Genomic DNA, 26795 nt, shown 5'->3' with positions numbered 1-26795 from the left:
GGATTTTTATATCAAAGCTTGGTGATGTCTTAAGAAATCGAATCATCCAAATTCGGCGCTAACCAACGTTTCGCTTCATCTAACGTCCAACCTTTACGCTTCGCATAATCTTCCAACTGGTCGCCAGAGATTTTACCCACGTTAAAGTATTCAGTTTCAGGGTTTGCATAATAGAAACCGCTCACTGATGAAGGTGGCCACATCGCAAAGCTCGTCGTCAAGTACGTACCAATCTTGTCGGTTGTACCTAACCAATCAAAGAGTGGTGCTTTTTCAGAATGCTCAGGACAAGCAGGGTAGCCCGGTGCAGGACGAATACCGACATACTTCTCTTTGATCAATTCTTCATTTGAAAGCTGCTCATCTGCTTGGTAGCCCCAGAACTCTTTACGAACACGCTCATGTAAGTGCTCCGCAAATGCTTCTGCAAAACGGTCACCCAAGGCTTGAACCATAATTGCGTTATAGTCATCGCCTTTGGCTTTGTATTCTTGAGATAACTCTTCCGCACCGAAGATTGACACGGCAAAGCCACCCAAGTAATCCTGAGCTACATCTTTTGGCGCAATAAAGTCAGCCAGAGAGTAGTTTGCTTTGCCAGTGACTTTGTCAGACTGCTGACGTAAGTGTTCGAAGCTGTGCGTTATATTGCCTGATTCATCAGCAACCGCAACTGTATCTGCGGCTACACGGTTTGCAGGGTAAATGCTGAACGTTGCACGCGCATCAAAGCGTTTATTCTCGATGATGTCTTTCAGCATGGCTTGAGCTTGTTCATACAAGTCACGTGCAGCTTCACCCACCACTTCATCTTCAAGGATTTTCGGGAATTTACCCGCCAAGCTCCATGAAATAAAGAACGGCGTCCAGTCAAAATATTCCACCAAAGCTTCAAGCGGATAATTTGTGAAAGTTTCAGATCCAATGAAGTTTGGTTTAACCGGTGCATTCTTGTCGAAGTCGATCTTGAAGCCATTTTCAACAGATTCTTGATAAGACAATTTCGCCGCTTTCGGTTGCTTGTTGGCAAGACGGGTACGAATTTTTTCATAATCCGCTGCATAGTCAGCCAAAAGCTTAGGTTTCATCTCAGGAGAGAGCAACTGCGTGGCTACACCCACGGCACGTGAAGCATCCGCGGTATAAAGCACGCCATCATTATGATATTGCGGTGAGATTTTCACTGCGGTATGCGCTTTAGAAGTCGTCGCACCACCAATCATTAAGGGAATATTAAAGCCTTTGCGCTGCATTTCTTTGGCAACAAACACCATTTCATCCAATGACGGCGTGATTAGACCAGACAAACCGATGATATCGACTTTTTCATCAATCGCAGTTTGCAGAATCTTCTCGCATGGCACCATCACGCCCAGATCCACGATGTCATAACCATTACAGCCTAATACTACACCAACGATGTTCTTACCGATGTCGTGTACGTCACCTTTCACCGTAGCCAGCAGGATTTTACCTTTAGCTTCAGCTTGGGTTTTCTCGGCCTCAATGAACGGGTTCAACCACGCCACAGCCTGTTTCATCACACGTGCTGATTTTACTACTTGCGGCAAGAACATTTTACCGGCACCGAACAGGTCGCCGACCACATTCATACCTGCCATCAATGGGCCTTCGATCACATCGAGTGGGCGTGTAGAGTTTAAACGAGCTTCTTCAGTATCTTGGTCGATATAAGTCGTGATGCCTTTTACCAACGCATATTCAAGACGTTTTTCAACAGACTCATTACGCCACTCAAGATTTTCTTCGGCTTTTTGCGTACCACTTTGACCACGGTATTTTTCAGCAACCGCAAGTAGTTTTTCGGTTGCTTCCTGACCGCTTTCACCCTGGTTCTGGTTTAAAACAACATCTTCAACCGCTTCTTTCAATTCTTTATCGATGTCATCGTAAATCGCCATCTGACCGGCATTTACAATACCCATAGTCATGCCTTGCTGAATGGCATAGTACAGGAACACCGAGTGAATCGCTTCACGTACCGGTTCGTTACCACGGAACGAGAACGATACGTTCGACACACCACCAGAAATCATCGCATTTGGCAGGTTCTGTTTAATCCAGCCAGTCGCTTCAATAAAGTCCACACCATAGTTGTTGTGTTCTTCAATACCGGTTGCAATCGCAAAGACGTTCGGGTCAAAGATAATATCTTCGGACGGGAAGCCTATTTCATTCACCAGAACATCATATGAACGCTTACAGATTTCTTTTTTACGCGCAGCTGTATCGGCCTGACCATCTTCATCAAATGCCATCACGATGACCGCAGCACCATATTGACGGCAGAGGCGGGCACGTTCGACAAACTCGTCATGACCTTCTTTCAGGGAAATCGAGTTCACCACGGCTTTACCTTGCACACATTTCAGGCCCGCTTCGATAATCTCCCATTTAGAAGAATCCAGCATGATGGGTACGCGTGAAATATCTGGCTCAGAAGCAATCAGATTCAGGAAGTGCACCATCGCACCTTGCGAATCGAGCATGCCTTCATCCATGTTGATGTCGATGATCTGCGCACCGGCTTCAACCTGTTGACGGGCAACATCAAGTGCTTCGGCGAAGTTTTCTTCACGAATCAGACGCAGGAATTTTTTCGAACCGGTGACGTTGGTACGTTCACCGACGTTCACAAACAGTGAATCTTTGGTGATGTTAAATGGCTCTAAACCACTTAAACGACAAGCCGGTTCAATTTCAGGAATTTGGCGAGGGGTAATGCCTGCAACAGCATTTGCAATCGCGCGGATATGATCCGGCGTAGTGCCACAGCAACCACCGGTAATATTAATTAAGCCACTTTCAGCAAATTCTTTAATAAATGCTGCAGTTTCTTCCGGCGTTTCATCATATCCACCGAAGGCATTTGGCAAACCAGCGTTTGGATGCGCTGAAACAAAGGTATCGGCAACATCAGACACGGTTTTCACGTGTGGACGCATCGCATCTGCACCCAGCGCACAGTTAAAGCCGATAGAAAGTGGCTCTGCATGGCGCATCGAGTTCCAGAAGGCTTCAGCGGTTTGACCGGTTAAAGTACGACCTGATGCATCCGTGATCGTACCTGAAATCATGATTGGCAGTTCATAGCCCAATTCTTTAAAGACTTCTTTCACTGCAAAGATGGCAGCTTTGGCATTTAAAGTATCGAACACGGTTTCGATCAGGATGATGTCTGCACCACCTTCGATCAAAGCTTTGGTTGATTCAATATAATCAACTTTTAAAGCATCAAAGGTGATGTTACGGAACGCCGGGTCATTCACGTTTGGAGAAATAGAAGTGGTACGCGATGTCGGACCAATCACACCTGCCACAAAGCGTGGTTTTTCAGGCGTTGAATATTTGGCACAGGCTTCTTTGGCCAGACGCGCTGCTTCACGGTTAATTTCAGGAACCAGATCTTCCATGTGGTAATCCGACATTGAAACGCGGGTACCGTTAAAGGTGTTGGTTTCAATAATGTCGGCACCAGCTTCCAAGTAAGCTTCATGAATGCCTTGAATGATTTGTGGCTGAGTCAGTACCAGCAAATCATTATTACCTTTGAGATCATAGGCCCAGTCAGCAAAACGCTCACCACGATAATCGGCTTCTTCCAGTTTATGGCGCTGGATCATGGTACCCATCGCACCATCGATAATTAAAATTCTTTTGGCAAGAAGTTCTTTTAAAGTGGTAAGTGTAGACATTCAAACTTTCTCAGCAGAAATCAAAAAAAACGACGCTAATCTTAGCAGATTAGTTGGCTGATTTCTGCTGAGATTGCTCAGAATGATGGATAAGCATGATATGAAAATTTGATAAGTCATCTAGAAAAACAACAAGTTTTAACATCCGGATCAGAAAATATTGCAATCTCACATCTGATTCGATGCCTTTCAGGCAGTAAACAAAATCAAAAAATTAAGCTGATGCTTTCATTCATGAAATTGTCATATTGATGGCTTATGCTGTGCAAATGAAACTTTTGCTCAGCTTGATGACAGGCAGGGTTTGAATCGTTTTGGTAGCAAAATATGTGCGGTTGCTAAGCTTAAATAAGCTGGAATCTTATCTTAAGTAAATGATTTATAAAATCAAAATCTAGTGTTTTAGTCGGAATTAAACAGGACGAATAGCAGCAAGAAAATCCAAATAATTGCTTCATATGACAGCAGTTTGTCATATAATTGTCACAATTTAACTGAACAATATGGGGATTCTTGAATCCTCTATTCCTGCTTGCATGAATCCTAATCAAACTCCCGTAGATTCAGCACACGGGTCGGCTTTCCAAAAGTCGACCAATGTTCATGTGCCAACACCGAAATTCTTTATGCCGGTGTTCCTGACTCTTATTATCACTACGCTGATTTATATCGGCTTCCAGTTGTCTGCAGATTTAGCGCATGTACCGGCCTTGGGCTTGTATTCAGTTATTTTGTTAGCGACAGCACTTTTTATTGCGTTGAGCTTTGAGTTTGTCAATGGCTTCCACGATACCGCCAATGCAGTTGCCACGGTCATCTATACCAATGCACTTTCTGCTCCTGTCGCAGTGATGTGGGCCGGCTTCTGTAACTTCCTTGGGGTTATGGTGGCCAGTGGTGCGGTCGCTTACGGCATTATTGCGTTATTGCCGGTCGAGCTGATCATGAATGTCGGCTCCGGAGCAGGCTTTGCCATGGTCTTTGCCATGCTGATCGCGGCTATTCTCTGGAATCTGGGAACCTGGTTCCTCGGTATTCCAGCATCCAGTTCACATACCCTGATCGGTTCGATTCTGGGTGTGGGCATCATGAACTATATTCTGAATGCCGGTACTGGCGCTTCAGGTATAGACATGGAGCAGGTGATGAAAGTCGGTAAGGCGCTGTTATTCTCGCCTTTAATCGGTTTTGCATTTGCTGCGATTGTGTTCCTGCTGGTGAAAAAAATCTTCAAGCGTCAACTGGAACTGTTTCAGCCACCTGAAGGTAACAAGCCACCACCACCATTGATTCGTGCCATGCTGATCTTTACCTGTACTGGGGTGAGCTTTGCCCATGGTTCAAATGACGGTCAAAAAGGTATGGGTCTGATCATGTTAATCCTGATCGGCTGTGTGCCGTTGGCGTACTCGCTGAACAAAAATCTGGATGTACAACATATTCAGTCTTTTGGTCAGTTATCTGCACAAACAGCGGATGTGATCTATCCAAATCATCAGGATATTCCGGATGAACAAGCCCGTGATGTGATCACCAAGTACATTCAGACCAAGGAAATTACCCCTGAAGTCGTGCCTGCATTGGCAAGCTTGACGGATCATCTGGGTGAAAAAGTTGGTAGCTATACTAGCATTAAGGATGTTCCTGAAGCTCAAGTTTCTGAATTTCGCAACGACATGTACCTGAGCACCACAGCATTTAAACGTCTGGATAAAGCAGAAGCTTTACCAACAATGAGTGCTGCACAGGAAAAAACAGTAGATGAATACCGTGACAATCTGGATTCATTCCTGCAATACATCCCGACCTGGGTGAAAGTGGCGACAGCCTTGGCACTTGGTCTGGGTACGATGGTCGGCTGGAAGCGTATTGTCGTTACTGTCGGGGAGCGTATTGGTAAACAGCATATGACTTATGGTCAGGGTATGTCTGCCGAACTTGTTGCGATGTCAACCATTGCGGCAGCAGATGGCTTTGGTATGCCGGTATCCACTACCCATGTATTGAACTCTGCAGTAGCAGGTACCATGGTGGCGAACAAGTCAGGTCTGAACTTCCAGATGGTGAAAACCATTCTGTCTGCCTGGGTCTTTACCTTGCCAGCAACGATCTGTCTGTCAGGCGGTTTGTACTGGGTACTGTTAAAAGTGTTCTAAGAGATAGACAATAAAAAACGCTGCTTCGGCAGCGTTTTTTTTATAGGTGATTTTTACCTCTCTCTAACCCTCACTTGCGCTTCGATTTAAAAGCGGTGCTTTAAAACTTGCTCAGGAGAGGGAATTACATTATTTATTCAAATAAAGCGAGTTTAATTTGAATAGTATTCATTTTATTAAAAAACGTTTCTTTAGATGCTTAATACTCATTTGAATCCATTGGGGAAGCTCCCTCTCCCTTTGGGAGAGGGCTGGGGTGAGGGGATAAACATTAAATAAAAGTTTATCTAACGTAGAAGAAGTCTCGAAAGAAGGAACTAAATTACTTCTTCAACTTACTTAATAATCCTTTTGGCAACTTCTCCGTTGCAAAACCATACAGCGCAGCAAAAGGCAATGCAGTACGCGCCAGATAAGCAACCCGCCACAAACCACCATGATTCGCGCCATGCATCATCAATTCAAGCGGATGGTTGAGTTTTACTTCAGGATTGGCCACCGATTCCGGATTACGCAGATCATGAATCCATAGTGCCGCCATAATCGCATTGGTGGTTTCAGGCGCGAAAGCTTCAACATCAAACAGGCTGGCACCGTTAAATGCGGCTTTTAATAGCGGATTCTTGGTCACGGAATAGGTGGTCGTCGAAGGCGCAATATTGATACTGACCCGTTGGCCTTGAGCGCGAGCCAAGGTGGCACGCCATTGCTGGATACGTTTTGCCAGCGCATAGTTCGGGCCTTGTTCAACTACTAGACAGTCACAAATGCCATATGCCTGATCACCAGACTGAATCAGTTCATGCGCATTTTTCTGGAAAAAATGTTTGCGGCTTAAAGTGGAAACACCTTTGGAGATGATTGCCTGTGCCTTGGAGCGTTCAGTATATTTTACTTTTGACGCTTCAATCACTTCACTCGGCACCGCATACACATCGGTCGGCGTACACATGTACATCAGGCTGGTATTGGCTTTTTGCTGGCTGACATGCTGCATGATGGCATCCATCGCCATAGAGACGCGGACATGCTTTTCACCATCAAGATAAGCAATTGCAGCCAGATCCAGATCCTGCTTGAACTGTAATAACCATTTGGCAATTTCAGGAATCTGGGTTAGCAAATTCGCGCCCAGTTTTTCTTTTAAAATATCAAGTGAAGTATCAGCAGGCAGGTCTTCAGTACAAGGTGCATACAGCGTGGCATTGCCTTGGCTGATGGTATCAACAATCTTGCCCCATACCCTGGTATTCGGCAGATCAATCGCTACAATATTGGCTTTCCATTTCGCCAGCCAGGTCAAAGGGCCGGCTTCCGATGCGGCACCAAACAGCACCGTGGTCCGATCGGAAAGATCAAACCATTCAGGATGCACCACACATTCACGCAGGGCATTGGCATGACTGGTTTCCACGATGCCTTGGCTTTCCCAGTGCTCAATCTGCTCCAATAAGGCGTCACCTTGCAGCTTTTGACCGTGGTAAGGCACATACCATTCTGGTGCCGATTTGCTATTACCTGTCAGCTTGAAGGTATGCAACTGACCCGCGGGCAGAGTTAAAGCATCTTGTAATACATACTTTTGACCATCACGGTAAAATTCAAAAGTCTGATGTGCTTTTGCCAATCCATCTTCGGCAATTTTCAAGCTGGATTCAGGGGAACTTAATCCTTGCTCGACCAGCTGCTTAAAATGCACAGTATATTGTTTGCGCCAGTTTTTTTCTGATTGTGCCTGTTGAGAACTGCGTGAATCGACATTGGCTAGCGCTGCCGCGATGATTGCGCGCCCTGCTTTAGAGCTACTTGGTTTTTGTTGCTGAGACTGAAGAGGAAATTGAAGACCGTCTGGTGTAGTGGACATGCAAAATATCTCGAGAATGATAGTAATTAATATACAGATGTATATATTATCGCTGCAAAATTCAGTCCAAGATTGGCATTAAGTGACATCATCACTTTCTAATATATTACCAGATGTTTCAAACTAATAAGGGAGCAGCAGCTCTCTTATTCGTTTTCAGCAGAAATATGAGGCTTAACTCATATGTAGCTTTATTCCTTCAGTATTTAAAAAACTGATTAAAACGGAACCTGCATCAGTTTATTCAGGAAATGCGGAATCAGGCGTGGCTCCAGAATAATCGTCATGACTACCCCGTAAGCCGCTCCCCATAAATGCGCGCTGTGATTAATATTGCTATTGCCTTTTTTGCCTGACCAGATGCTATAGGCTACGTACAGCACAGCAAAAATAATGGCAGGAACCGGAATGAAGAACACAAAGATCAACTTCCAAGGTTCAAACAGAATATAGGCAAACAGCACAGCCGACACTGCACCGGAAGCACCTAAACTGGCCCAGCGCGCATCATTTTTATGCTTTAGGTAACTTGGCAGAATGGCTGCGATCAGACCACCAAGGTAAAACAGGATAAAACCCAGGTCATACAGATATTGACGATAAAAGCTTTCAATCACGCTGCCAAAAAAGAACAGGGTAATCATGTTGAACAACAGATGTGCACCATCCGCATGGATAAAGCCATGCGTAATAAAGCGGTCGTATTGTCCACGTTGCAGTGCCGGCGGCCAGAAAATCAGGCGATTCATCACCGTCTCTTTGGAGAAAGCAATAAATGACACAATACAGGTGATCAGAATAATGGTCACGGTATGATTAAAAGGTAAATCAAGCATATAAATGATTCTAATGGTGCCTATTTGCCAATTATCATGCCATTAAAATTGAGCTAAAGTTGTACTTTTATAATAAATCCGACAATTTTAGTTGATTTTTAAAAATTACCCCGCATCTTCAGTTAAAATGGCCGCTTGAGCTTGAGGAAATTATTGTTATGTCGACTGAGAACAGCAGCACTCCAGTTGTTGGTGAAATTCCCAACTTATTGATTACACCAACAGCACAAGAGTATTTAAAGGATCTACTGGATAAACAGAACACCCCGGGTATTGGTGTGCGTGTTTTTGTAGAGCATCCGGGTACTCCTCGCGCTGAATGTTGCATGGCCTATAGTGCACCTGATGAAGTTGTACCGACAGATTATAAGCAGGAATATCCTGATTTCCCTGCTTTTATCGACTCGCCATCTATTCCGTATTTACTCGATGCCGTGATTGACTACAACAAAGACCGTTTTGGTGGTCAGTTGACTTTCCGTGCGCCGAACTCTAAAGTGCCACGCGTAGGGCCAGATGCATCGGTAGAAGAGCGTATTACCTATGTATTGCAGTCTGAAATTAACCCGGGCCTAGCAGGCCATGGCGGTAACTGTGCACTGGTTGAAGTCAAAGAAGACCCTGAAAAAGGTTTAACCGCTGTACTTAAATTTGGTGGTGGTTGCCAGGGTTGTTCAGCGATTGATATCACCTTGAAACAAGGCGTAGAAACCACATTAAAACAGCATGTACCTGAATTAATGCATGTCGTTGATGAAACGGATCATAGTCAGTCTGAAGGTGCGTATATGAAATAAGCTGTTCCATATAACAGTTTATTTATCGCATTTTAAAAAACCTCGACAGTTCGAGGTTTTTTTATATCTGGCTTAAAATATATTGAATATTAATGATAATAATTATCAATAGCAATTGTATTTAAGTGGAAAGCTGTTACACTTCGCAACCGAATAAACATGATCTCTTCATAAATATTGGGGCGCACAAGGTATGAATAAGCCATTCTTAAAAACAACTTTAGCTTTTGCCGTATTCACAGCAATGACTGTTTCAGTACAAGCACAAGACCAAGTTACTGAAGAAAAAGAAGGCGTATTGCAGTCTGAGACGACCAAGTTACAAACGATTGTGGTGACTGCAACAGGTTATGAGCAAGATTTGGCTAAAGCACCTGCTTCCATTACTGTGATTGATCGTGGAGAATTGGATAAACGTGAATATAACGACATTACTGATGTGCTGCGTAATACGCCTGGGGTCGTGGTTTCGGGTTCGGGTTCTGCACAGACCATCAGTATTCGAGGCATGAGTTCAAACTACACCTTGTTTCTGGTCGATGGTAAGCGTCAATATGGCAAGGATGTGAACCCGAATGGGGATGATGGCGGTTTTGAGAAAAATATTCTGCCACCACTTGCCGCCATCGAACGTATTGAAATTATTCGTGGTCCAGCTTCTACACTGTATGGTACGGATGCTATGGGCGGGGTAGTCAATATCATTACCAAAAAAGTGTCTGATGAATGGTCTGGCAATGTTGAATTAGGAACCATCATTCAGGACAGTAGCCGTTCAGGTGATATCAAAAATGCTTCTGCATATCTTGCGGGTCCTTTGATTGCAGACAAGCTGGGCTTGCAGCTGGCAGTCAATAAGCAGGAACGTAATGAAGACCGTTATGTGGGCGGTTTTCGTGGCACAGAACGTGAAAGCTTAAATTCACGTCTGACCTATGCCATTAATGATGATCATGATGTACAAGTTGAAGCCAATTTCGTGCAGCAGGAATCAACTACGTCTGTAGGGGAAACGGTAGCACCTGCTCAAGGTGCTGCAGATTCATTCTCGCGTAATTATCGTAATGTTTATTCATTAACCCATAATGGCCGTTATAGCGATAACTTGGACAGTTCATCTTATATTCAATATGAAAATTCAAAAAATCCGGATCGTGGAAATACGGAACTCGGCACCAAAGGGATTACCCTGGATACTTGGACAGCCAATAGTCAATGGAACTTAGCCTTAGGTGATCATACGCTGTCATTCGGGGGATATCTTAAAGATGAAAAACTGGTCGATAAAGCGACTAACCGTAATCCTAATGCACCTGAATTTAGTGAATTAACACGTTGGTCTGCTGCCGCTTTCTTTGAAGACACCTGGAGTATTACGGATCGCTTCGATTTAACCGCCGGTCTACGTTATGACCATGATGAAAACTATAGCGGTCATTTATCGCCACGCCTCTATGGAGTCTATTCTATAAATGATAACTTTGTGGTAAAAGGCGGTGTGGCCACAGGGTATAAGCAGCCTGATATTCGTGCAGCAACAGATGGATTCTATAGTGTTACAGGTGGTGGTGGTGCACCCTTAGCAACAGGTCGTGGCATCATCCGTGCTAATCCAGATTTAGAACCTGAATCAAGTGTATCTACTGAATTGGGTTTCAACTGGAAAAATGATTATATCAATACATCGCTGACTGGCTTTATCACTAAATATGAAGATCGTATTACGGAAGTTCGTGCCTGTGAAACCGATACTGATGGCACCACAACAAACCGTAATAACTGGCAGAATTGGAAATGCTTCGAAGGAGATATTCCATTCTACTTTATTAGTGAACGGATCAACGTGGATGAAGCAGAAATTCGTGGTGTAGAAGCAACCGTAGAAGCCAGTCTGAATGACTACACAACATTGACGGCAAACTATACCTATACTGATTCAGAGTTTAAGTCAGGTGCTTTTAAAGGACAGCCACTGAACCAGATGCCAGAACACATGTTTAATATTGGCGTGAATTATGAGCTAAATGATGCATTAAACGTCTGGAGCCGCTTGCACCATCGTTCTGAAACCTCTGCATACCTGAGCCGTACTTCTATCGCTCAGCCAAATCCAGGTTACCAATTTGTAGATGTCGGCTTTAACTATAAATTCAGTCCGAATCTAACAGGTAAATTTGGTGTCTATAACCTACTGGATGAAAAAGCTGAAGATATTGATGGTGATCAATTGTTAGATGGCCGTCGTTACGGTATCAGCCTGAATGCAAAATTCTAAGCAAATGACAATATAAAAAAGCCGCTTTAAGCGGCTTTTTATTTAAATCTTAAGAATTTTTAAAGTATCTGCATGGTAATAAAATTGTTCCAGATATTTGCGTGCGCGTTCACGTAAATGGCCTTGAGAAACCATCTGCTGGATTACCGGGCTGAGCAGATGCTGCAATTCATTCTGAATTAAAGCTTCATCAATATTCAGATCACGTAATAACTGATCAAAAGTATGTTCCTGATTGCGGACATACCAGGTATGAATTCCGTCATGTAACTGCTGCCACAGATAGTCAGTCTGGCGTATGTGATCCCAGATGTCATGACCTAAGCCGACCGTCTGATTCAGATCCTGAAGTTCAATATAATTCTTTAAGACTGATACTGGCATATCTTTGATTTTATGCCAGAGATTGGCCTGAAAATGATAGAGTTTCTCGTCGTCAAAATGCTGGTTCAGCACATGCTCACTCATCTGGCTGAGCTTTAGAATGTTTTTTTGCAGATAACGTGCAATGGTGCTATCGAGGTTGGTATCGGTGACATTTTCCAGAACGGATTTGCCCATTTTCATAAAGCGGGAAACCCCGGGCACGCTTTTGGCAATCATGGAGTTATCCATATAATCCTGAATGGAATGCTGGATCAATTGGGTAATCATGGCTGAAAATGCCGGATTATTCACGACGGTTTTAATCAGACGCTGACGATGGCCACTTTTGCTGGCCACATACTGGGCGATTTTATCGACGGTCAGGACTGGAATCAGATCGGCAATCGTGGTGGTATCATTGGCCGGATGCACCAATGCAAAACGGATATGCTCGGCAATCTGTTCAATCAGAAAGCTGCTGGCTACAGTACCCAGAATCTGTTTTTGTAAAAGCTGATTGATCAGTTCACAGCTCCACAGCTCTTTTAGCGTCTGTTTACGCAGCCACAAATAAAATGCATGAAACTCGCTTTGAATCGTTTCAGATTGAGAAAATGCCTGATCGAGAAAATCAAGTTGAGCATCGATCAACTGCTCAATCATCGGGTGTTTCTGCATAGCATCTCTGAAACTTAATTTAAAGGAATGAGTTTATCAGCAAGCGGGTTTTTTAGGGTCTGCGTCTTGGCCAGAAAAGGCAAATAATGTTGTGCGACCTGTTTTTCTGCTTCCAGAATCGGCATATGCCCGACATTGTTTAAAATCACCGGTTTTTCGGCACGTTTCAGCAGGGCATGCAGTTCTTTAACTACTTCGACATTAATGATCCGATCCTGTCTGCCCCACAAAATCAAGGTCGGTGCTTCTACCGTGCGGGTCAGGCGAGCAAAGGTTTCCGGTGTATAAATCCGGTTTAGCATCACCACCTGATCAATCGATTTACTGGTTTGTTCAGCGCGTGAAATCAGCAGTTTTTCCTGTGCATGTCGTAACTGATAAGGAATCACCGGCGGGTTCTGCATCAGCTGTTTGGAAACATCTTGCAGATCACCGGGCTTGCTGACGATGAGATCTTTTAAGGCCTGTGGGTCTTTGGTATAGGACGTATTCCCCATTTTGTAGAGGCCAGCGCTATTGATTAAAAACAGGCTTTGCGTATCGAAAGGGTATTGAGAGGCATACACCGTAGCAATCGAGCCGCCCAAGGAATGTCCGGCAATATGTAAATTCTCATCCACATTTAAGGTTTCAATAAATAGACGCAGTTGCGAGGTCACATTGGGCACAGAAACATCAAAATTGTCCGGAACTTTGGTGTCGCCGTTGCTCGGCAGATCCGGAATAATGACATGATAATAGGGCGTCAGAAACTGGGCAACCCGGTTCCAGTTGTCGCGCGTGCCGGCCAGACCATGAATCAGTAGAATGGATGGTTTGTTCTTGGCGCCGCCTTCGCTATAGCTCCAGGTGACCTCGCCAATTTTGAGGGTCTTGGATTTGAGACCGGCAAGGCTGCGTTCCTGCAACAGATGCTGCTGCAAGACTTTGGCAGATGTTTCATTTTTCTGGCTAAACAGTATTTGAGCATGTGTCAGGCCCGGTAATGCCATGCTTAAGGCAACCACGGCTGAACAAATCATTTTCGAGCGCAATTTTATTATTTTCTTCATTGGCCATTCCCCAAAACAAACCCAGTGAGCAAATTGCTCAATTAAAATACTTCCATGTTATAAATTTGCAATTTTCATTCAAATAAAAACATTATTCTTCACCCTATTTTAAATCAATCCTTGCGCTTGTCACCCATTAGTTTTTTGCTAGATTGCATTAAATGACTGGAAAATGTGATGTATTGCGCATAAATTCCCTGCAGAAATGAAATTAGATAAATGCTAAAAATTTAATCAGCTAAGATTTTTTGCAAGTGACATTCAAAAAAACTGGCAGTAAGATATTGCAACTAAAACCATCGGTGATAGAAAAGAATGCTCACAGCTCAAGAAGCTTTAGAACGTCTTAGACAGGGTAACCAACGTTTTGTCAGTGGCGATACCACGCATCCAAAACAACTTAGCCACCAACAGCGCGCAGAAATGGCAGAGGATCAGAATCCGTTTGCGATTGTTTTGGGATGTTCAGATTCGCGCGTTCCAGCCGAAATGGTTTTTGATCAGGGTCTCGGTGACCTTTTTGTGATTCGTGTTGCAGGTAATATTGTTGCACCTTCACAGGTCGGCAGTGTTGAATTTGCCGCGGCACGTTATGATTGCGCGATTGTGGTGGTGTTAGGTCACAGTCACTGTGGTGCGATTAAAGCCACTATTGATACTTTAATGTGTCCGGATTGCCCGCCATCGGCAAACCTGATGTCGATTGTGAACCGCGTACGTCCTTCAGTTGAAACCTTAATGCAAACTGAACTGAAAAACGACTTGGCAAAATTATCCAAGCATGCGGTACGTTCCAATGTATTTGCTTCGGTGAATCAGTTGCGTCATGGTTCAGCCGTTCTGGAAAACCTGATTGGACAAGGAAAATTAAAAGTCGTCGGTGCTGAATATTCACTGGAAACTGGTGAAGTGACATTCTTCGATTTCTAATCACGATTCATCTAAATACATTCTAAAATAAGTTAAAGGCGCTTTATAAAGCGCCTTTAATATATGGATAAGCATTATTTAACAGGATCGTCTGTGCTTTAGCATTTGGATGAATCAGATCCTTTTGCATCAGGGTTTTGTTGCCGGCTACACCTTGCATAAAGAAGGGCAATAACTTCACCTTATATTGCTGACTGACCACTTTATAATTATTTTCAAAAGCTTTGCTATAGGCCTGACCGTAGTTAGGCGGCATTTTCATACCAAATACAATAACCTTGGCTTTGGCTTTCTGGCTCTGCTGAATCAGGCTGGCTAAATTTTTTTGAATCATTTGCGGTGGTTGTCCACGTAAGCCATCATTGCCACCTAACTCAATCACCACAAGGTCTGGACGATGCGTCTGTAACAGTTTAGGCAGTCTGGCCAGTGCTCCGCTGGTGGTTTCGCCACTGACACTTGCATTGACCACTTTATGCTGTTTCGGATACTGTTGCTCTAAACGCTTTTGTAATAAATGTACCCAACCTTGCTGGGGCTGGATACCATAACCTGCACTTAAACTATCACCTAAAATCATAATCGTCTTTGCTGAAACCCCAAGAGGTAATAGGCACAGACTGAGAAAAAAAAAGTAAGGCAATAGCCGAGTTTTCTGATTAAGATCTTTCATATAGGACACGTATGATTCAAAGCAGCAACGATTCGACCATCATGCCACAGGCTATTATTTCTGCCCAGAAATTGACACAAAAGATACAACTTTCACAAAAACAACTCACCATTTTTGAGGATCTTGATCTGGATATTCAGGCCGGAGAACAAGTGGCTATTACCGGTCGTTCCGGTTCCGGAAAATCCACATTACTGGGTATTCTGGCGACACTGGATCAGGCAAGTTCAGGTCAGCTTCTGGTCTGTGGCGAATCAGTGTCTAACTTGAATGAAGAACAACGTGCGCTGGTACGTTTAAGAAATATCGGATTTGTCTTTCAGTCTTTTCAGCTCTTACCGCACCTGACTGCACTTGAAAATGTAATGCTGCCACTGCGCCTGCAGCCCGGCTTTAAATATGCAGAAGCTGAGCAAAAGGCGTTGGCATTACTACATAAGGTCGGTCTGGATCGACAGGCGCAGCAAACCCCAAAAGTATTGTCCGGGGGAGAACAGCAACGTGTGGCGATTGCACGCGCACTGGTCAGTGAACCAAAAATCATTTTTGCCGATGAACCTACGGGCAATCTCGATGGTGAAACAGCCAGAGAAATTGAACAACTGCTATTTCAACTGAACCGGGAACTGGGAACAACTTTGGTGCTGGTCACGCATGACCGCAAATTGGCGCAGCAGTGTCAGCGGCATTTTGAACTGCTGAATGGCGAGCTGATTGAACATCCGAATGGAGGATGAAATGAATCCATTATTTCGTCCTTTACTGACGCAAAGCTTTAAAACGACCGGGATTTATCTACTGATTATTGCCTTAACACTGGCGATCAGTGCGACCACTGCACTCAAATTTAGCAATGAACAGATCCAAAATGCAGTTGCCTTGCAGGCAGCAGAAATGCTGGCCGGTGATCTGGTGCTTTCAGATAATGAGCTTTTGCCAAAGCAGTGGCGTGATCAGGCCAAGCAGCTGGATTTAAAGCAGTCAGAAGTCACTTTCTTTAGCAGTATGGCCTATACCGATGCGCAGTTTGTCATGGTCAATGTCAAAGCCATCGATCAGGCTTTTCCTTTGCGTGGTGAACTGCGGGTGCAACCGGCAAAAAAGTCGATTCAGTCTGGTGAAATCTGGCTTAGTCCACGAGCCATGGATTTGCTCAAAGTCAAACTGGGCGATCAGCTCAATATTGCCGATGCAGCATTTAAAGTTACTGCCAAGATTGAACAAGACTCCAATCAGGAGCTTGGATTTTCCGGTTTTTCACCGACCGTAATTATTTCTCAGGCAGATGTCGCACGAACCAATGCCATTCAGGTGGGGAGCCGGATTGAATATCGCCTACTTATGGCTGGCCGTCCGGATGATACCCAACAATATGAAGCCCTGTTCAAGCAGCAGGTCAAGTCAGCAAACGCCTCAGCTGAAACGCCAGCGGAAGTACAAGGGCAGGAGTTTGAGGAGCAAAGCAGTCTCAGGTTACGCAATGCCAGTGAAGGCAATACCCGCTTGATGAAGCCGATTGCTAATCTGGACACTTTCCTGCAACTGGCCAATATTCTGACCATTCTATTATGTGGGATTGCCATTGCTTTAACCGCGCAGCGTTATGTACAGCAGAATCAGGATCATATTGCCTTGATGCGTTGTATTGGCGCCACCAAGCAGCAGATTCTGTCGGCTTATCTGGCTTTACTCGGGATGGTGCTGTTAATTGCGATGCTAATTGGTACCGTGGTCGGGATCAGTCTGGGTTATGGACTGTTGCAATTGATGTTGCAGCTGATTCCAAATTTGCAGATTGAGTTTTCGGCCATCGCGATGTTGCTCGGGCCTTTGCCGGTCGCCATGCTGACCAGTGCCGTAGTGCTACTCGGTTTTGTCATGCCAAGCTTGTTGCAATTGCTAAATACGCCACCGATTCGGGTCATTCGCCAGCAGGAAAAATCAGTACAATCCATGCTGTGGATGCTGCTGACCGGAACGCTCAGCCTGATTGTTTTTAGTGTGATTTTGACTGAAAATCTGTTGCTGACCGCCTGGGTGATTGGCGCGATTATTGTGTTATGTGCAGTGCTGTATCTGACGGTATGGGGGGTGTTGAAACTGCTGCGGAATATGAAGCTGAATCTGTCAGCCTATGTACGCACGCCTTCTCAGACCGCCTTGCAGATTACGGCTTTAGCCTTGGGCTTGAGCCTGATTACAGTATTGGCCGTCTTGCGTACCGATCTGCTAGATCGTTGGCAGCAACAGTTACCGGAAGGTACGCCGAACCAGTTTGTTTATGGCTTACCGCCTTTTGATATGCCGGATCTCAAAGCCCAACTTGAGCAGAATGGCTGGAAAAGCACACCGCTATATCCAAATGTCCGTGGGCGTCTGGTCGCCAAAAATGATCAGCCATTTGCCGAAGAGTTGGTTAAAAGTAGCAATACTTTAAGACGTGAGCTGAATCTGACCCAGTCAAATAGCTATCCACAAGATAATGTGATTGTCAGTGGTGACGCGGTATTAAAACAAGTCGGCACCGTATCGGTCGAAGCCAATACTGCGGAAGAGCTAGGGATCAAGATCGGAGATAAACTCAGTTTCAGTCTGCCAGAAGGGATACTGGAAGCTAAAGTCGTTAATCTAAGAACCGTCGAATGGGAAAGTTTTAGCCCGAATTTCTTCTTTATCTTTGCACCGAATAGCATGGATGCCAATGCCGGCAGTTATCTGGGCAGTTTTTATGTCCCGGAAACAGATAAAGGCAAACTGGTCCCTGTGATCCAGCAATTTTCCAACACGGTCTTTATTGATGTCAGCCTGATTCTGGAAGAGATCAAACGCATTGTGAATGTGCTGGTGCAAATCGTGACGATTCTGGCGGTACTGGTCAGCATTTCCGGTTTTCTGGTGCTGATGGCCTGTCTGAACCTGTTGATGGATGAACGCAAACGTGAAGTGGCTTTGCTACGATCATTCGGTAGTTCCAAGCAGAAACTGAAAACCATGATGAGTCTGGAAATTGGTTTTATTGGGCTGTTTGCCGGAATAGTTTCCTGCCTGTTTGCCGAAGTGATCAGTGCGATTGCCAGTTATAAAATGGATTTAATGATTCAGCCGCATTGGGAAATCTGGATTATCCTGCCGATCTTTATGACCTCTTTATGTGCGCTGATTGGCCGTTATCGCCTGAGTTATCTGTCAGAGATTCCACCCTTACAAAGCTTGCGTGAGATGAATCAATAAGATTCATCTCCGTGATTTTTAAACTGGCTGAGAGTTAAAGTTTTAGTTGCTGTTGCATCATTTCCAGAATCTCTTGCCACAGTGGGCGAATGGGTTCGAGTAAGGCCAAGTTATGTTGATAAAGCAGCACACAAAGGCCGAACCCGACAATCAAGGCAATCAGATTGAACAGGTGGCTACGCTGCATTTTTTGCCCGATGTACCAGAGCAAGGTGAGAAAAGCCCCCATCAGCATGCCGCCAATATGTGCGGCATTGTTGATTCCACTGATCATAAAGCCCAGCGTGAGGTTTAGACCCATCACCATCACCAGGGTTTTTTTATCCAGAATAAAACGTTGCTGTGGCAGCATTGGCAATAAAGCCAGCACCGTGAGTGAAGCACCGAGTCCCATCACGGCACCAGATGCGCCGGCACTGACCGCAGGCAATAAATCGGGATTGGCCACACCGCCTTCGATCAGGCTATAGCTGTCCTGAATGTTCATATAGCCACTGAGCAGGCTGCCCATTAATCCGGCACACACATACAGGCCAATAAAATACATCCGGCCAAACAGCTGTTCGGCAACACTACCAAAAATATACAAGGCCCACATATTCAACATCAGGTGAATCAGGCCAAAATGAAAAAATATGCTGCTAAACAAGCGCATGGGTTCCGCTAAATAGGTTAAAGGTGCATAATCGGCACCCCAGAGAATAGCGTCTCGGGTACTCGGCTGGTTAACATCCATGCCATGCATGGCTTGCCAGCCAAATAATCCAACATTGATCCCGATTAAAATGGCGGTGATCCACCAGAGATGCATTTCAAGTTTGTGATGTTCGACAGGGGGAGAGTATTCAGACATGCTATTTTTTTGCTGTGATTGTATATTTCGAATAAGCTTAACACGAAAAATTAAATTTTCAGGAGTAACGCACTGACATGAAAGCCTTTCTGATCCGCACGATGCTCGTCATCGTCAGTGTGATTCTGCTGGTTCAATTGTGGATCTTTGCCAGTCTGGCCTGGTGGCGAACCAATCCGGTGAACACCACCATGATGATGCGGATTGATTACTGGACAGAACCTTCCAAAGCGATTCAGCATCAGTGGCGTCCCTATGACGAAATCAGCCTGAATCTGAAACGTGCCATCGTCACTGCGGAAGATGGAAAATTTATTCATCACCATGGTTTTGACTGGGACGGAATTCAAACTGCGCTGAATAAAAACAGAAATCAGGGCCGTGTAGTGGCCGGTGGTTCGACAATCTCCCAGCAATTGGCGAAAAACCTGTTCCTCGTCAACAAGCGTTCCTTTGTGCGTAAAGGTCAGGAAGCAGTCGCAACCTGGATGATGGAACGCATGTGGTCGAAAGAACGGATTCTGGAAGTCTATTTAAACTCGATCGAGTTCGGGGACAATATTTACGGCGTTGAAGCGGCGGCCAAGCATTATTTTGGTAAAACCGCGCAAAGTCTGACCCGGGATCAAGCCATCTTTCTCGCGGCCATTCTCACCAATCCGAAATACTTTCAGGATCATCGCAATTCCTCTGCATTAAATGCGCGTAAACGGATGATTCAGCGCTATATGCGCTATGCAGAATTACCTTAATTGATGATTTGAAGAGAAAGCCCAATTATTTGGGCTTTTTTTTATGAAATTGTCATCAATTTGAAGCATACTTGGAGCGATAAGCACAATTTTAAATCCGCATAGGTTTGATATGAATACGGCAGCCAGCACAACTTCAGCACAGCCCGAATATACATATAATGATCGTTATATTAATCGTGAACTGTCTATCCTAGACTTCCATTTACGCGTTCTGGAACAGGCTGTCGATCCTTTACATCCATTGCTCGAACGCATGAATTTTCTGTTGATTTTCTCGCGTAATCTGGACGAATTTTTTGAAATCCGGGTCGCCGGGATGATGGAACAGCTGGATCTGGACAATGAAAGTCGGAGTCCGGATGGCTTGACTCCAAAGCAGGTTTTAGAACAGATTTCTAAAACGGCACATGCCGCCATTGAACGTCAATACCGTATTTTAAATGAAGAAATTTTGCCAAAACTGCGTGAGGAAGATATTTGCTTCTTGCGCCGTGGTGAATTGACCCCAGCTCAATCTGCCTGGGTGAAAAAATATTTTCAGGAGCAGGTGGCTCCCGTCCTCACGCCGATCAGCCTAGACCCAGCGCATCCATTCCCGCGGCTGGTGAATAAATCACTGAACTTTATTGTCACGCTGGAAGGGAAAGATGCTTTTGGCCGTCAGATTGATCTGGCTGTGGTACCTGCACCGCGTTCTCTGCCACGCGTGGTACGTTTACCGGATGAACTGACCGATGGAAAAGAACATCATGTAATGCTGTCGGCGATTATTCATGAGCATGTTTCTGACCTGTTCCCGGGGATGACAGCGACTGGCTGTTATCAGTTCCGTGTCACCCGAAATGCCGATTTGGCCTTGAATGAAGATGTGGAAGATCTGGCCAAGGCACTCAAAGGTGAACTCAGTTCACGCCGGTTTGGTCGTGCGGTACGTCTGGAAGTAACGGAAAACTGCCCACAGCATATTTATGAATATCTGCTGAATGAATTTGATCTGGACGACGAGCAGCTTTATAAAGTTGCTGGCCCGGTCAATCTGGCACGTTTACTATCTAATTTTAAACGTCCGCATTTACGTTATGACTCGCATACTCCCATCATTCCTAAAGTACTGAAAAAATCTGAAAATATTTTTAGTGCGATGCAGAAACAGGATATTTTGCTACATCATCCCTTTGAATCTTTTGCGCCGGTCATTTCATTATTACGTGAAGCGGCACGCGATCCACAAGTACTGGCGATCAAGCAGACCTTGTACCGTAGTGGACCAGATTCTGAAATTGTCCAAGTGTTGGCAGAGGCTGCCCGCAATGGCAAGGAAGTGACCGCAGTCATTGAATTACGTGCGCGTTTTGATGAAGAATCCAATATTGCGGTGGCCAATGTCCTCCAAGAAGCGGGTGCGGTCGTGGTCTACGGCATTGTCGGTTACAAGACTCACGCCAAGATGATTCTGGTGGTGCGCCGGGAAAATAACAAACTGGTGCGCTATGTGCATCTGGGCACCGGTAATTATCATGCCGGCAATGCGCGAATCTATACCGATTACGGCCTGTTAACGACGGATAAAGATCTGTGTGAAGATGTGCATCGTATTTTTCAGGAACTGACCGGTATGGGGAAAATGGCCAAGCTGAAAAAGCTGCTGCATGCGCCGTTTACCTTACATGCCCAGTTACTGAACTATATTGATAATGAAATTGCCTATGCTCAGGCAGGGAAACCGGCGCAGATTATTGTCAAAGTCAATGCGCTGACCGAAATGCAGTTGATTAACAAACTCTATGAAGCTTCTCAGGCCGGGGTACAAATTGACCTGATTATTCGCTCAATTTGCAGTTTGCGTCCGGGGTTGCCGGGGCTGTCAGAAAATATCCGGGTGCGTTCAATTGTCGGACGTTTCCTGGAACATACCCGCGTGTATTATTTCAGCAATAATGGCAATTCACGTATTTACTGCTCAAGTGCAGACTGGATGGATCGTAACCTGTTTAATCGGGTCGAAGCCTGTTTCCCGGTCGAAGATGAAGCTTTGAAAAAACGCATCTATCAACAGGGTCTGTTGAATTACCTGAAAGACAACCAGCAATCCTGGTTATTGCAAGGTGATGGCACCTGGCTGCGGGCACAGCCAAAAGAAGGTGACAAACCGCATAATGCACAACGTATTCTGTTAGAGCTGTTTAAATAAGTTTAAGCATTTAAAGAGGCTGAATATTCAGCCTCTTTTTATTCCGAAGATAGAATTTAACTGTTCAAGCTGAGTTGAACCAGTTTTCGATAGATATGTTTGACCCGACTATACATCTGATAGTCCTTCATCTGGAGCTGGTTTTGTCGTTCGGCTTGCGATTGATGTTGACTCAATACTTTTAATAACTGCAATTCAGCGAGGTTAAGACAGGTTTTGGCAATGGGCTGGTGCAGGATATAGTCTGCCAGTTCAGTATGAATGTAGGCTCCGCCGCGTAAGACAATTTTTAGACTCTCAGCGAACTGCGGTAATGAATCATGATGCTGCATATAGCTATCTGCTCCGGATAATAAAGCAGAATAGATCGTTACTATGGCATCCGTATTGAATATGGTAATAACAGGCGGGTACGGGTTTTGCTGTTTCAGCTGACGGATCAAACTGATCTCTGAAGTTGTTGCTGCATGATAAAGAATCAGATTGGGCAGATGTTCAGTAATCATGGACTGTGCAGACAGTATATTGTCCGCATACAGCAGCATATCTGGCTGATAGCCCAGTTGCAGTAGCACGGTTTGGATTTTTGACAGGTCGAGTCCAGTCGGTGAACGAATCACTAAAACCGGTGCAGGCAAAAGGCTAGCCAATAAAACGCGATCCTGTAGATGCGATAGAGAGCTATACTGTGAATCAGGCAGATGCAAATGCCTATCCCAAAGAATAGTGATTTAGCTGAAATGTAGAGATTCTAAGTTTCTAGGCGGACTGGATGCATTCAATTCAAGATATAAAAAAGGAGCAACATGTGCTCCTTTTTATTATCTATAGATCAGGCAGCATCGTGCTGAGTGATTTTCTGGAAAATCTGTAATAGCACATCAAACTCGCTTTGCAGCGGTGTGCTTTTACGGGTTACCAATGCCAGGGTACGACTTGGGGCTGAATCGATCGCTTTTACCTGAATCTCAGGATTGCCTTTAATCATATTGGTATGGATCGCAATTTCAGGCAGCAGGGTAAAGCCCAGATTTGCAGACACCATTTCGATTAAAGTCGGCAGTGAGCTGGCTTTTAAACGGTGATCATTTTTACGCTCACCAATCGGGCAGGCACTCAAGGCATGATCACGCAGGCAATGACCTTCTTCAAGTAACATCAGGCGAGACAGATCCAGATCTTCTAAAGAGTTTGCTTGTGCAGCATGCTGATCAGATTTTTGGTAAACCAGATACAGATTCTCTTTGGCAATTTCAGCAACTTTCAGACCACGGGTGTCGAAAGGCAATGCCAAAGCCACCATATCCAGGTTGCCATGTTCCAGCTTTTCTACAATCTTTTCACTTTGCGCTTCATGCAGATGCAACTGGATTTTTGGTAATTGCTTATGCACTTCATCCAGCAGCTGGGACAATAGGAAAGGTGCAATTGTTGGAATGACGCCGAGATGTAGATCACCGGTTAAAGGTTCACTCATCTCACGACTTAAACGCATTAGGTCCTGAGCATCGGCCAGTAGAACACGTGCGCGTGCAACCACTTGTTCACCAAGAGGCGTTAAACGAACATTCTGGCGGTCGCGTTCAACAAGTACGCCACCGAGTAAACGCTCCAGCTCCATGATGCCGCCAGACAAGGTTGACTGGGTGACAAAGGAGCGGCGAGCAGCTTCTGTAAAGTGTAGCGTCTCTGACAGTGTTACGAGGTATGACAGCTGTCTTAGGGATGGTAATGCAGCCATAGTGTCCTAATGTTTATGATTTAAAATGATCAGCAAATAATTCGCTAAGATATGGAATAAAATGCGGTGGGATATCATGCCCCATTCCATCAATTAATTCAAATTTAGCCCCTGAAATTGCTTTCGCAACGGCCTTGCCATGGCTAGGAGGCAGCAATCGATCTCGAGAACCATGGACTACCAGGGTTTCTTGTTTGATTTGCTTGTCCAGTTGCAGCAATGAGCCTGTACATAATATTGCTAAAAACTGTTGAAGTACACCAGCAGGATAGTAACTTCGCTTATATAATTTACGGGCGGTCTGTACCGCTTCCAGATGATTGACATAACCTGGCGAGCCGATGATCTTAAACAGTTTCAAACTATGATCAACAATGCCATCTTCATCTGTTGAAGCCGGTTTGTCAATCAAACTAAAGAGTTGCTTAGGGAAGGGCGGTGGCAACATCGGCTGGTTATTGCTGGTAAACAGTAAGCCCAGTTTTTTGACTTTGTCCGGATAACGCGCGGCCAGAATCTGGGCAATCATACCGCCCATCGAAGCACCCAGCACATAGACCTGTTCCAGCTGCATTTTTTCAATCAGCAGACTGACATCTTCGGCCATATCATATAGATCATAAGGTGCACCCTGATTACCCAGACCCAGCACAAAACGGCTCATCATTTTCAGGGTATTCAGGCGTGGACCTTTGTGATGGACTTTTGAAGACAGACCAATATCACGATTATCAAAACGGATGATGTGATAGCCATTGTCTATCAGTGACTTGCAGAAAAAGTCAGGCCAGTACAGCATTTGCCCACCCAGACCCATAATCAGCAAAATGGTGGGATGTTCCGGATTTCCGCCAACCTCGACATGTAGCTGGATCCCATTACCAAGATCAACCTTGGTTTCATGCATAAACGAGGTATATGGGGAAAGATTAAACTGTGCTGCGCTGTACATAGTCGCTGTCCTAATTAAAGGATATTTCGTTTAAAAAATATCCTTGCTATTAAACCTCTAAACCGCAGCAGGAATCAAGTCAGGAACCTGCTTGGTCAAGGCCAGACGCTGTTTGGCTGCAGTGGCGCCCAAAAGCACGAAACCGCGTAAGGTGCCGTTAGCATCGAACGCTTTAGCCAGCATGCCATCGTCAAACTCTTCAGTTTCCCAGGTGACATCAACATCAACCGGTGCAGGCAATACCGTTAAAGGAGCAGCAGGCGTTTTAACTGCCACTGGCATAGCCGGATAATGCACGGCAGTATGTTCACCATTTAAGGTTTTTGCCAAAGCGCGGGCTTGTTGCATGATCGGCATAACATAAGGCAATAAAGTTCCATTGACCTCGGCACAGTCGCCCACAGCATAAATATCGACCTGGTTGGTTTCCAGTTGTGCCGTGGTTAACACTCCGCGACTGGTATGTACGTCTGCCTGTTTCGCCAAAGAAATATTCGGCTGTAAGCCCACCGCAGATAACACTACATCAGCGACCAAAGACTGACCGTTGGCCAGCGTGACCAGATAATCACCATTGCCCGCACGAGAGACTTTTTCGACCGTTGTGCCCAAGACAAAGTGAATGCCGGTTTCTTCAAGATTCTTCTGGAATGCAGTAGCAACATGTTCTGGCAATAAGCGGCCAAGTGGCCGAGGGGCTAAATCAATGACTGTAACCTGATGATCGGTATTTTGTAGGTCGTTGGCAAATTCACAGCCAATCAGGCCTGCACCTAAAATTACTACACGTTTGTCTTCACGTGCTGCCAGATTGTTACGGAAAGCTTTATAGTCACTCAAATTGTTGACGACATGAATGTCATCGCTGGCATCACCGGCAATCGCCAGACGTACCGGATTGGCACCGATGGCTAATACCAGTTTGCTATAATTTTGCGTACTTTCCTGACCATCTTTTTCCAGAACCAGCTGATGATCTTCCGGATGAATGGCTTTGACCCAGGTATGCTGTTCAATGCGCATATTCAGCTGTGCTGACATTTTAGCCGCATCGCCTAGTGGAATTTGTTCAGGCGCTTTATTGCCAGCCAAAGCATTGGAGAGCGTCGGTTTGGCGTAATTGACCGCATCATCCGCACAGATCATCAGCAATTCATGTTCTGGATTGAGTTTACGAAATTCACGTGCTACGGCATAACCCGCCATACCTGAACCAATAATGACGATAGGATGCATAGTTGTTTCCATATGGTAGAGCTCCATGCTGTATAAATGATTGAAAGGCATAAAAAAAGACCATATGGATATGGCCTTTAACTGGACGTGATTAGACTTCGATCATTTCGAAATCAATTTTAGACACGCCGCAATCTGGACAGGTCCAGTCATCTGGGATATCTTCCCATTTGGTGCCTGCTACGATCCCGTCTTGAGGCCAACCTTCTGCCTCGTCATAAATCCATCCACATACGATGCATTGAAACTTTCTCATGTAACTCTCCAAAACTGAGCAACTGTAGGCGTCAGCTTAAAATCCATAAAAGGCAAGACTCTAAAAGAATATGACTTTTTAACAGTGAACATATTTGGCTAAATTTTTACGCAGTTCTATTCATAAAGTAAAGTGAATAAAAGCTTAATCAGCGAAATTAGCAGCAGAATAGACGACACATTCCTCATTTATCTAAAAATCACGCCAATCAGCTTTTCTGGCGTAGGCGGTTAAAGG

The 26795-nt window shown here is 44.9% G+C and carries 20 protein-coding genes; 8 read left to right on the top strand and 12 right to left on the bottom strand.

Annotated features, from left to right (window positions below):
- Positions 1-29: 29 nt before the first annotated feature.
- Positions 30-3716, bottom strand: a complete 3687-nt coding sequence (gene metH / locus PYW33_RS11225) for a methionine synthase (RefSeq protein ID WP_004646256.1) — start codon at positions 3714-3716, stop codon at positions 30-32.
- 536 nt (positions 3717-4252) lie between these two features.
- Here metH and PYW33_RS11220 point away from each other — a divergent pair.
- Entirely contained in the window at positions 4253-5872 is a 1620-nt protein-coding gene (locus PYW33_RS11220) for an inorganic phosphate transporter (RefSeq protein ID WP_016806669.1), read from the top strand.
- Positions 5873-6194: 322 nt separating this feature from the next.
- Here the strand turns inward: PYW33_RS11220 and PYW33_RS11215 are convergent, their stop codons facing one another.
- Together PYW33_RS11215 and PYW33_RS11210 are read right to left on the bottom strand one after the other, a co-directional pair.
- Positions 6195-7736, bottom strand: a complete 1542-nt coding sequence (locus PYW33_RS11215) for a hypothetical protein (protein ID WP_004646258.1) — start codon at positions 7734-7736, stop codon at positions 6195-6197.
- Positions 7737-7954: 218 nt separating this feature from the next.
- Complete coding sequence (locus PYW33_RS11210; protein WP_004646259.1) at positions 7955-8572, bottom strand: rhomboid family intramembrane serine protease; 618 nt, start codon at positions 8570-8572, stop codon at positions 7955-7957.
- A 158-nt stretch (positions 8573-8730) separates the two neighbouring features.
- On the opposite strand from PYW33_RS11210, the gene nfuA reads away from it, so the two are divergent.
- Both nfuA and PYW33_RS11200 read left to right on the top strand, forming a co-directional pair.
- Positions 8731-9369: a Fe-S biogenesis protein NfuA gene (gene nfuA, locus PYW33_RS11205; protein ID WP_004279400.1), complete on the top strand. Its 639-nt coding sequence runs from the start codon at positions 8731-8733 to the stop codon at positions 9367-9369.
- A gap of 193 nt (positions 9370-9562) precedes the next feature.
- A complete protein-coding gene (locus PYW33_RS11200) occupies positions 9563-11644 on the top strand; it encodes a TonB-dependent receptor domain-containing protein (protein WP_004646260.1) in 2082 nt (693 codons plus the stop codon).
- A 42-nt stretch (positions 11645-11686) separates the two neighbouring features.
- Here the strand turns inward: PYW33_RS11200 and PYW33_RS11195 are convergent, their stop codons facing one another.
- Both PYW33_RS11195 and PYW33_RS11190 read right to left on the bottom strand, forming a co-directional pair.
- The gene (locus PYW33_RS11195) at positions 11687-12688 is read right to left on the bottom strand and encodes a hypothetical protein (protein ID WP_004646261.1); all 1002 of its coding nucleotides are present in this window, start codon (positions 12686-12688) and stop codon (positions 11687-11689) included.
- Between the two features lie 14 nt (positions 12689-12702).
- Entirely contained in the window at positions 12703-13740 is a 1038-nt protein-coding gene (locus PYW33_RS11190; RefSeq protein ID WP_004646263.1) for an alpha/beta fold hydrolase, read from the bottom strand.
- A gap of 315 nt (positions 13741-14055) precedes the next feature.
- On the opposite strand from PYW33_RS11190, the gene PYW33_RS11185 reads away from it, so the two are divergent.
- Positions 14056-14670, top strand: a complete 615-nt coding sequence (locus tag PYW33_RS11185) for a carbonic anhydrase (protein WP_004646264.1) — start codon at positions 14056-14058, stop codon at positions 14668-14670.
- A 43-nt stretch (positions 14671-14713) separates the two neighbouring features.
- Here the strand turns inward: PYW33_RS11185 and PYW33_RS11180 are convergent, their stop codons facing one another.
- Positions 14714-15343, bottom strand: coding sequence for an arylesterase (locus PYW33_RS11180; RefSeq protein WP_004646265.1), 630 nt, complete (start codon positions 15341-15343; stop codon positions 14714-14716).
- Positions 15344-15354: 11 nt separating this feature from the next.
- On the opposite strand from PYW33_RS11180, the gene PYW33_RS11175 reads away from it, so the two are divergent.
- Both PYW33_RS11175 and PYW33_RS11170 read left to right on the top strand, forming a co-directional pair.
- The gene (locus tag PYW33_RS11175; protein ID WP_004646266.1) at positions 15355-16080 is read left to right on the top strand and encodes an ABC transporter ATP-binding protein; all 726 of its coding nucleotides are present in this window, start codon (positions 15355-15357) and stop codon (positions 16078-16080) included.
- A 1-nt stretch (position 16081) separates the two neighbouring features.
- Positions 16082-18574 carry an ABC transporter permease gene (locus tag PYW33_RS11170; protein WP_004646267.1) on the top strand — a complete coding sequence of 831 codons (2493 nt, stop codon included), beginning with the start codon at positions 16082-16084 and terminating at the stop codon, positions 18572-18574.
- Between the two features lie 34 nt (positions 18575-18608).
- Here PYW33_RS11170 and PYW33_RS11165 read toward each other — a convergent pair whose 3' ends face one another.
- Positions 18609-19427, bottom strand: coding sequence for a rhomboid family intramembrane serine protease (locus PYW33_RS11165; RefSeq protein ID WP_004646268.1), 819 nt, complete (start codon positions 19425-19427; stop codon positions 18609-18611).
- Positions 19428-19504: 77 nt separating this feature from the next.
- Between PYW33_RS11165 and mtgA the strand changes: the two genes are divergently transcribed.
- Complete coding sequence (gene mtgA / locus PYW33_RS11160) at positions 19505-20179, top strand: monofunctional biosynthetic peptidoglycan transglycosylase (RefSeq protein WP_004279409.1); 675 nt, start codon at positions 19505-19507, stop codon at positions 20177-20179.
- A gap of 112 nt (positions 20180-20291) precedes the next feature.
- Positions 20292-22373, top strand: coding sequence for a polyphosphate kinase 1 (gene ppk1 / locus PYW33_RS11155; protein ID WP_004646270.1), 2082 nt, complete (start codon positions 20292-20294; stop codon positions 22371-22373).
- 56 nt (positions 22374-22429) lie between these two features.
- Here the strand turns inward: ppk1 and PYW33_RS11150 are convergent, their stop codons facing one another.
- From PYW33_RS11150 to rubA, 5 genes are all read right to left on the bottom strand, one after another.
- Entirely contained in the window at positions 22430-23023 is a 594-nt protein-coding gene (locus PYW33_RS11150) for a response regulator transcription factor (RefSeq protein WP_016806665.1), read from the bottom strand.
- A gap of 182 nt (positions 23024-23205) precedes the next feature.
- Positions 23206-24114 carry a LysR family transcriptional regulator OxyR gene (oxyR, locus tag PYW33_RS11145; protein ID WP_004279412.1) on the bottom strand — a complete coding sequence of 303 codons (909 nt, stop codon included), beginning with the start codon at positions 24112-24114 and terminating at the stop codon, positions 23206-23208.
- A gap of 13 nt (positions 24115-24127) precedes the next feature.
- Entirely contained in the window at positions 24128-25066 is a 939-nt protein-coding gene (gene estB, locus PYW33_RS11140; RefSeq protein ID WP_004646272.1) for an esterase EstB, read from the bottom strand.
- A 57-nt stretch (positions 25067-25123) separates the two neighbouring features.
- Positions 25124-26302: a rubredoxin reductase RubB gene (gene rubB / locus PYW33_RS11135; RefSeq protein ID WP_016806664.1), complete on the bottom strand. Its 1179-nt coding sequence runs from the start codon at positions 26300-26302 to the stop codon at positions 25124-25126.
- A gap of 91 nt (positions 26303-26393) precedes the next feature.
- The gene (gene rubA, locus PYW33_RS11130; RefSeq protein ID WP_004646274.1) at positions 26394-26558 is read right to left on the bottom strand and encodes a rubredoxin RubA; all 165 of its coding nucleotides are present in this window, start codon (positions 26556-26558) and stop codon (positions 26394-26396) included.
- Positions 26559-26795: the final 237 nt, after the last annotated feature.

Origin of the sequence: Acinetobacter lwoffii, from assembly GCF_029024105.1 — a bacterium.
Classification (GTDB): Bacteria; Pseudomonadota; Gammaproteobacteria; order Pseudomonadales; family Moraxellaceae; genus Acinetobacter; species Acinetobacter lwoffii.
The sequence above is the reverse complement of the archived record's forward strand: the minus strand, read 5'-3'. Positions and strand labels throughout refer to the sequence as shown.

Excerpts from the sequence above, each read along its gene's own strand:
- metH (WP_004646256.1), bottom strand. The coding sequence starts at position 3,716 with ATGTCTACACTTACCACTTTAAAAGAACTTCTTGCCAAAAGAATTTTA.
- PYW33_RS11220 (WP_016806669.1), top strand. The coding sequence starts at position 4,253 with ATGAATCCTAATCAAACTCCCGTAGATTCAGCACACGGGTCGGCTTTC.
- PYW33_RS11215 (WP_004646258.1), bottom strand. The coding sequence starts at position 7,736 with ATGTCCACTACACCAGACGGTCTTCAATTTCCTCTTCAGTCTCAGCAA.
- PYW33_RS11210 (WP_004646259.1), bottom strand. The coding sequence starts at position 8,572 with ATGCTTGATTTACCTTTTAATCATACCGTGACCATTATTCTGATCACC.
- nfuA (WP_004279400.1), top strand. The coding sequence starts at position 8,731 with ATGTCGACTGAGAACAGCAGCACTCCAGTTGTTGGTGAAATTCCCAAC.
- PYW33_RS11200 (WP_004646260.1), top strand. The coding sequence starts at position 9,563 with ATGAATAAGCCATTCTTAAAAACAACTTTAGCTTTTGCCGTATTCACA.
- PYW33_RS11195 (WP_004646261.1), bottom strand. The coding sequence starts at position 12,688 with ATGCAGAAACACCCGATGATTGAGCAGTTGATCGATGCTCAACTTGAT.
- PYW33_RS11190 (WP_004646263.1), bottom strand. The coding sequence starts at position 13,740 with ATGAAGAAAATAATAAAATTGCGCTCGAAAATGATTTGTTCAGCCGTG.
- PYW33_RS11185 (WP_004646264.1), top strand. The coding sequence starts at position 14,056 with ATGCTCACAGCTCAAGAAGCTTTAGAACGTCTTAGACAGGGTAACCAA.
- PYW33_RS11180 (WP_004646265.1), bottom strand. The coding sequence starts at position 15,343 with ATGAAAGATCTTAATCAGAAAACTCGGCTATTGCCTTACTTTTTTTTT.
- PYW33_RS11175 (WP_004646266.1), top strand. The coding sequence starts at position 15,355 with ATGATTCAAAGCAGCAACGATTCGACCATCATGCCACAGGCTATTATT.
- PYW33_RS11170 (WP_004646267.1), top strand. The coding sequence starts at position 16,082 with ATGAATCCATTATTTCGTCCTTTACTGACGCAAAGCTTTAAAACGACC.
- PYW33_RS11165 (WP_004646268.1), bottom strand. The coding sequence starts at position 19,427 with ATGTCTGAATACTCTCCCCCTGTCGAACATCACAAACTTGAAATGCAT.
- mtgA (WP_004279409.1), top strand. The coding sequence starts at position 19,505 with ATGAAAGCCTTTCTGATCCGCACGATGCTCGTCATCGTCAGTGTGATT.
- ppk1 (WP_004646270.1), top strand. The coding sequence starts at position 20,292 with ATGAATACGGCAGCCAGCACAACTTCAGCACAGCCCGAATATACATAT.
- oxyR (WP_004279412.1), bottom strand. The coding sequence starts at position 24,114 with ATGGCTGCATTACCATCCCTAAGACAGCTGTCATACCTCGTAACACTG.
- estB (WP_004646272.1), bottom strand. The coding sequence starts at position 25,066 with ATGTACAGCGCAGCACAGTTTAATCTTTCCCCATATACCTCGTTTATG.
- rubB (WP_016806664.1), bottom strand. The coding sequence starts at position 26,302 with ATGCATCCTATCGTCATTATTGGTTCAGGTATGGCGGGTTATGCCGTA.
- rubA (WP_004646274.1), bottom strand. The coding sequence starts at position 26,558 with ATGAGAAAGTTTCAATGCATCGTATGTGGATGGATTTATGACGAGGCA.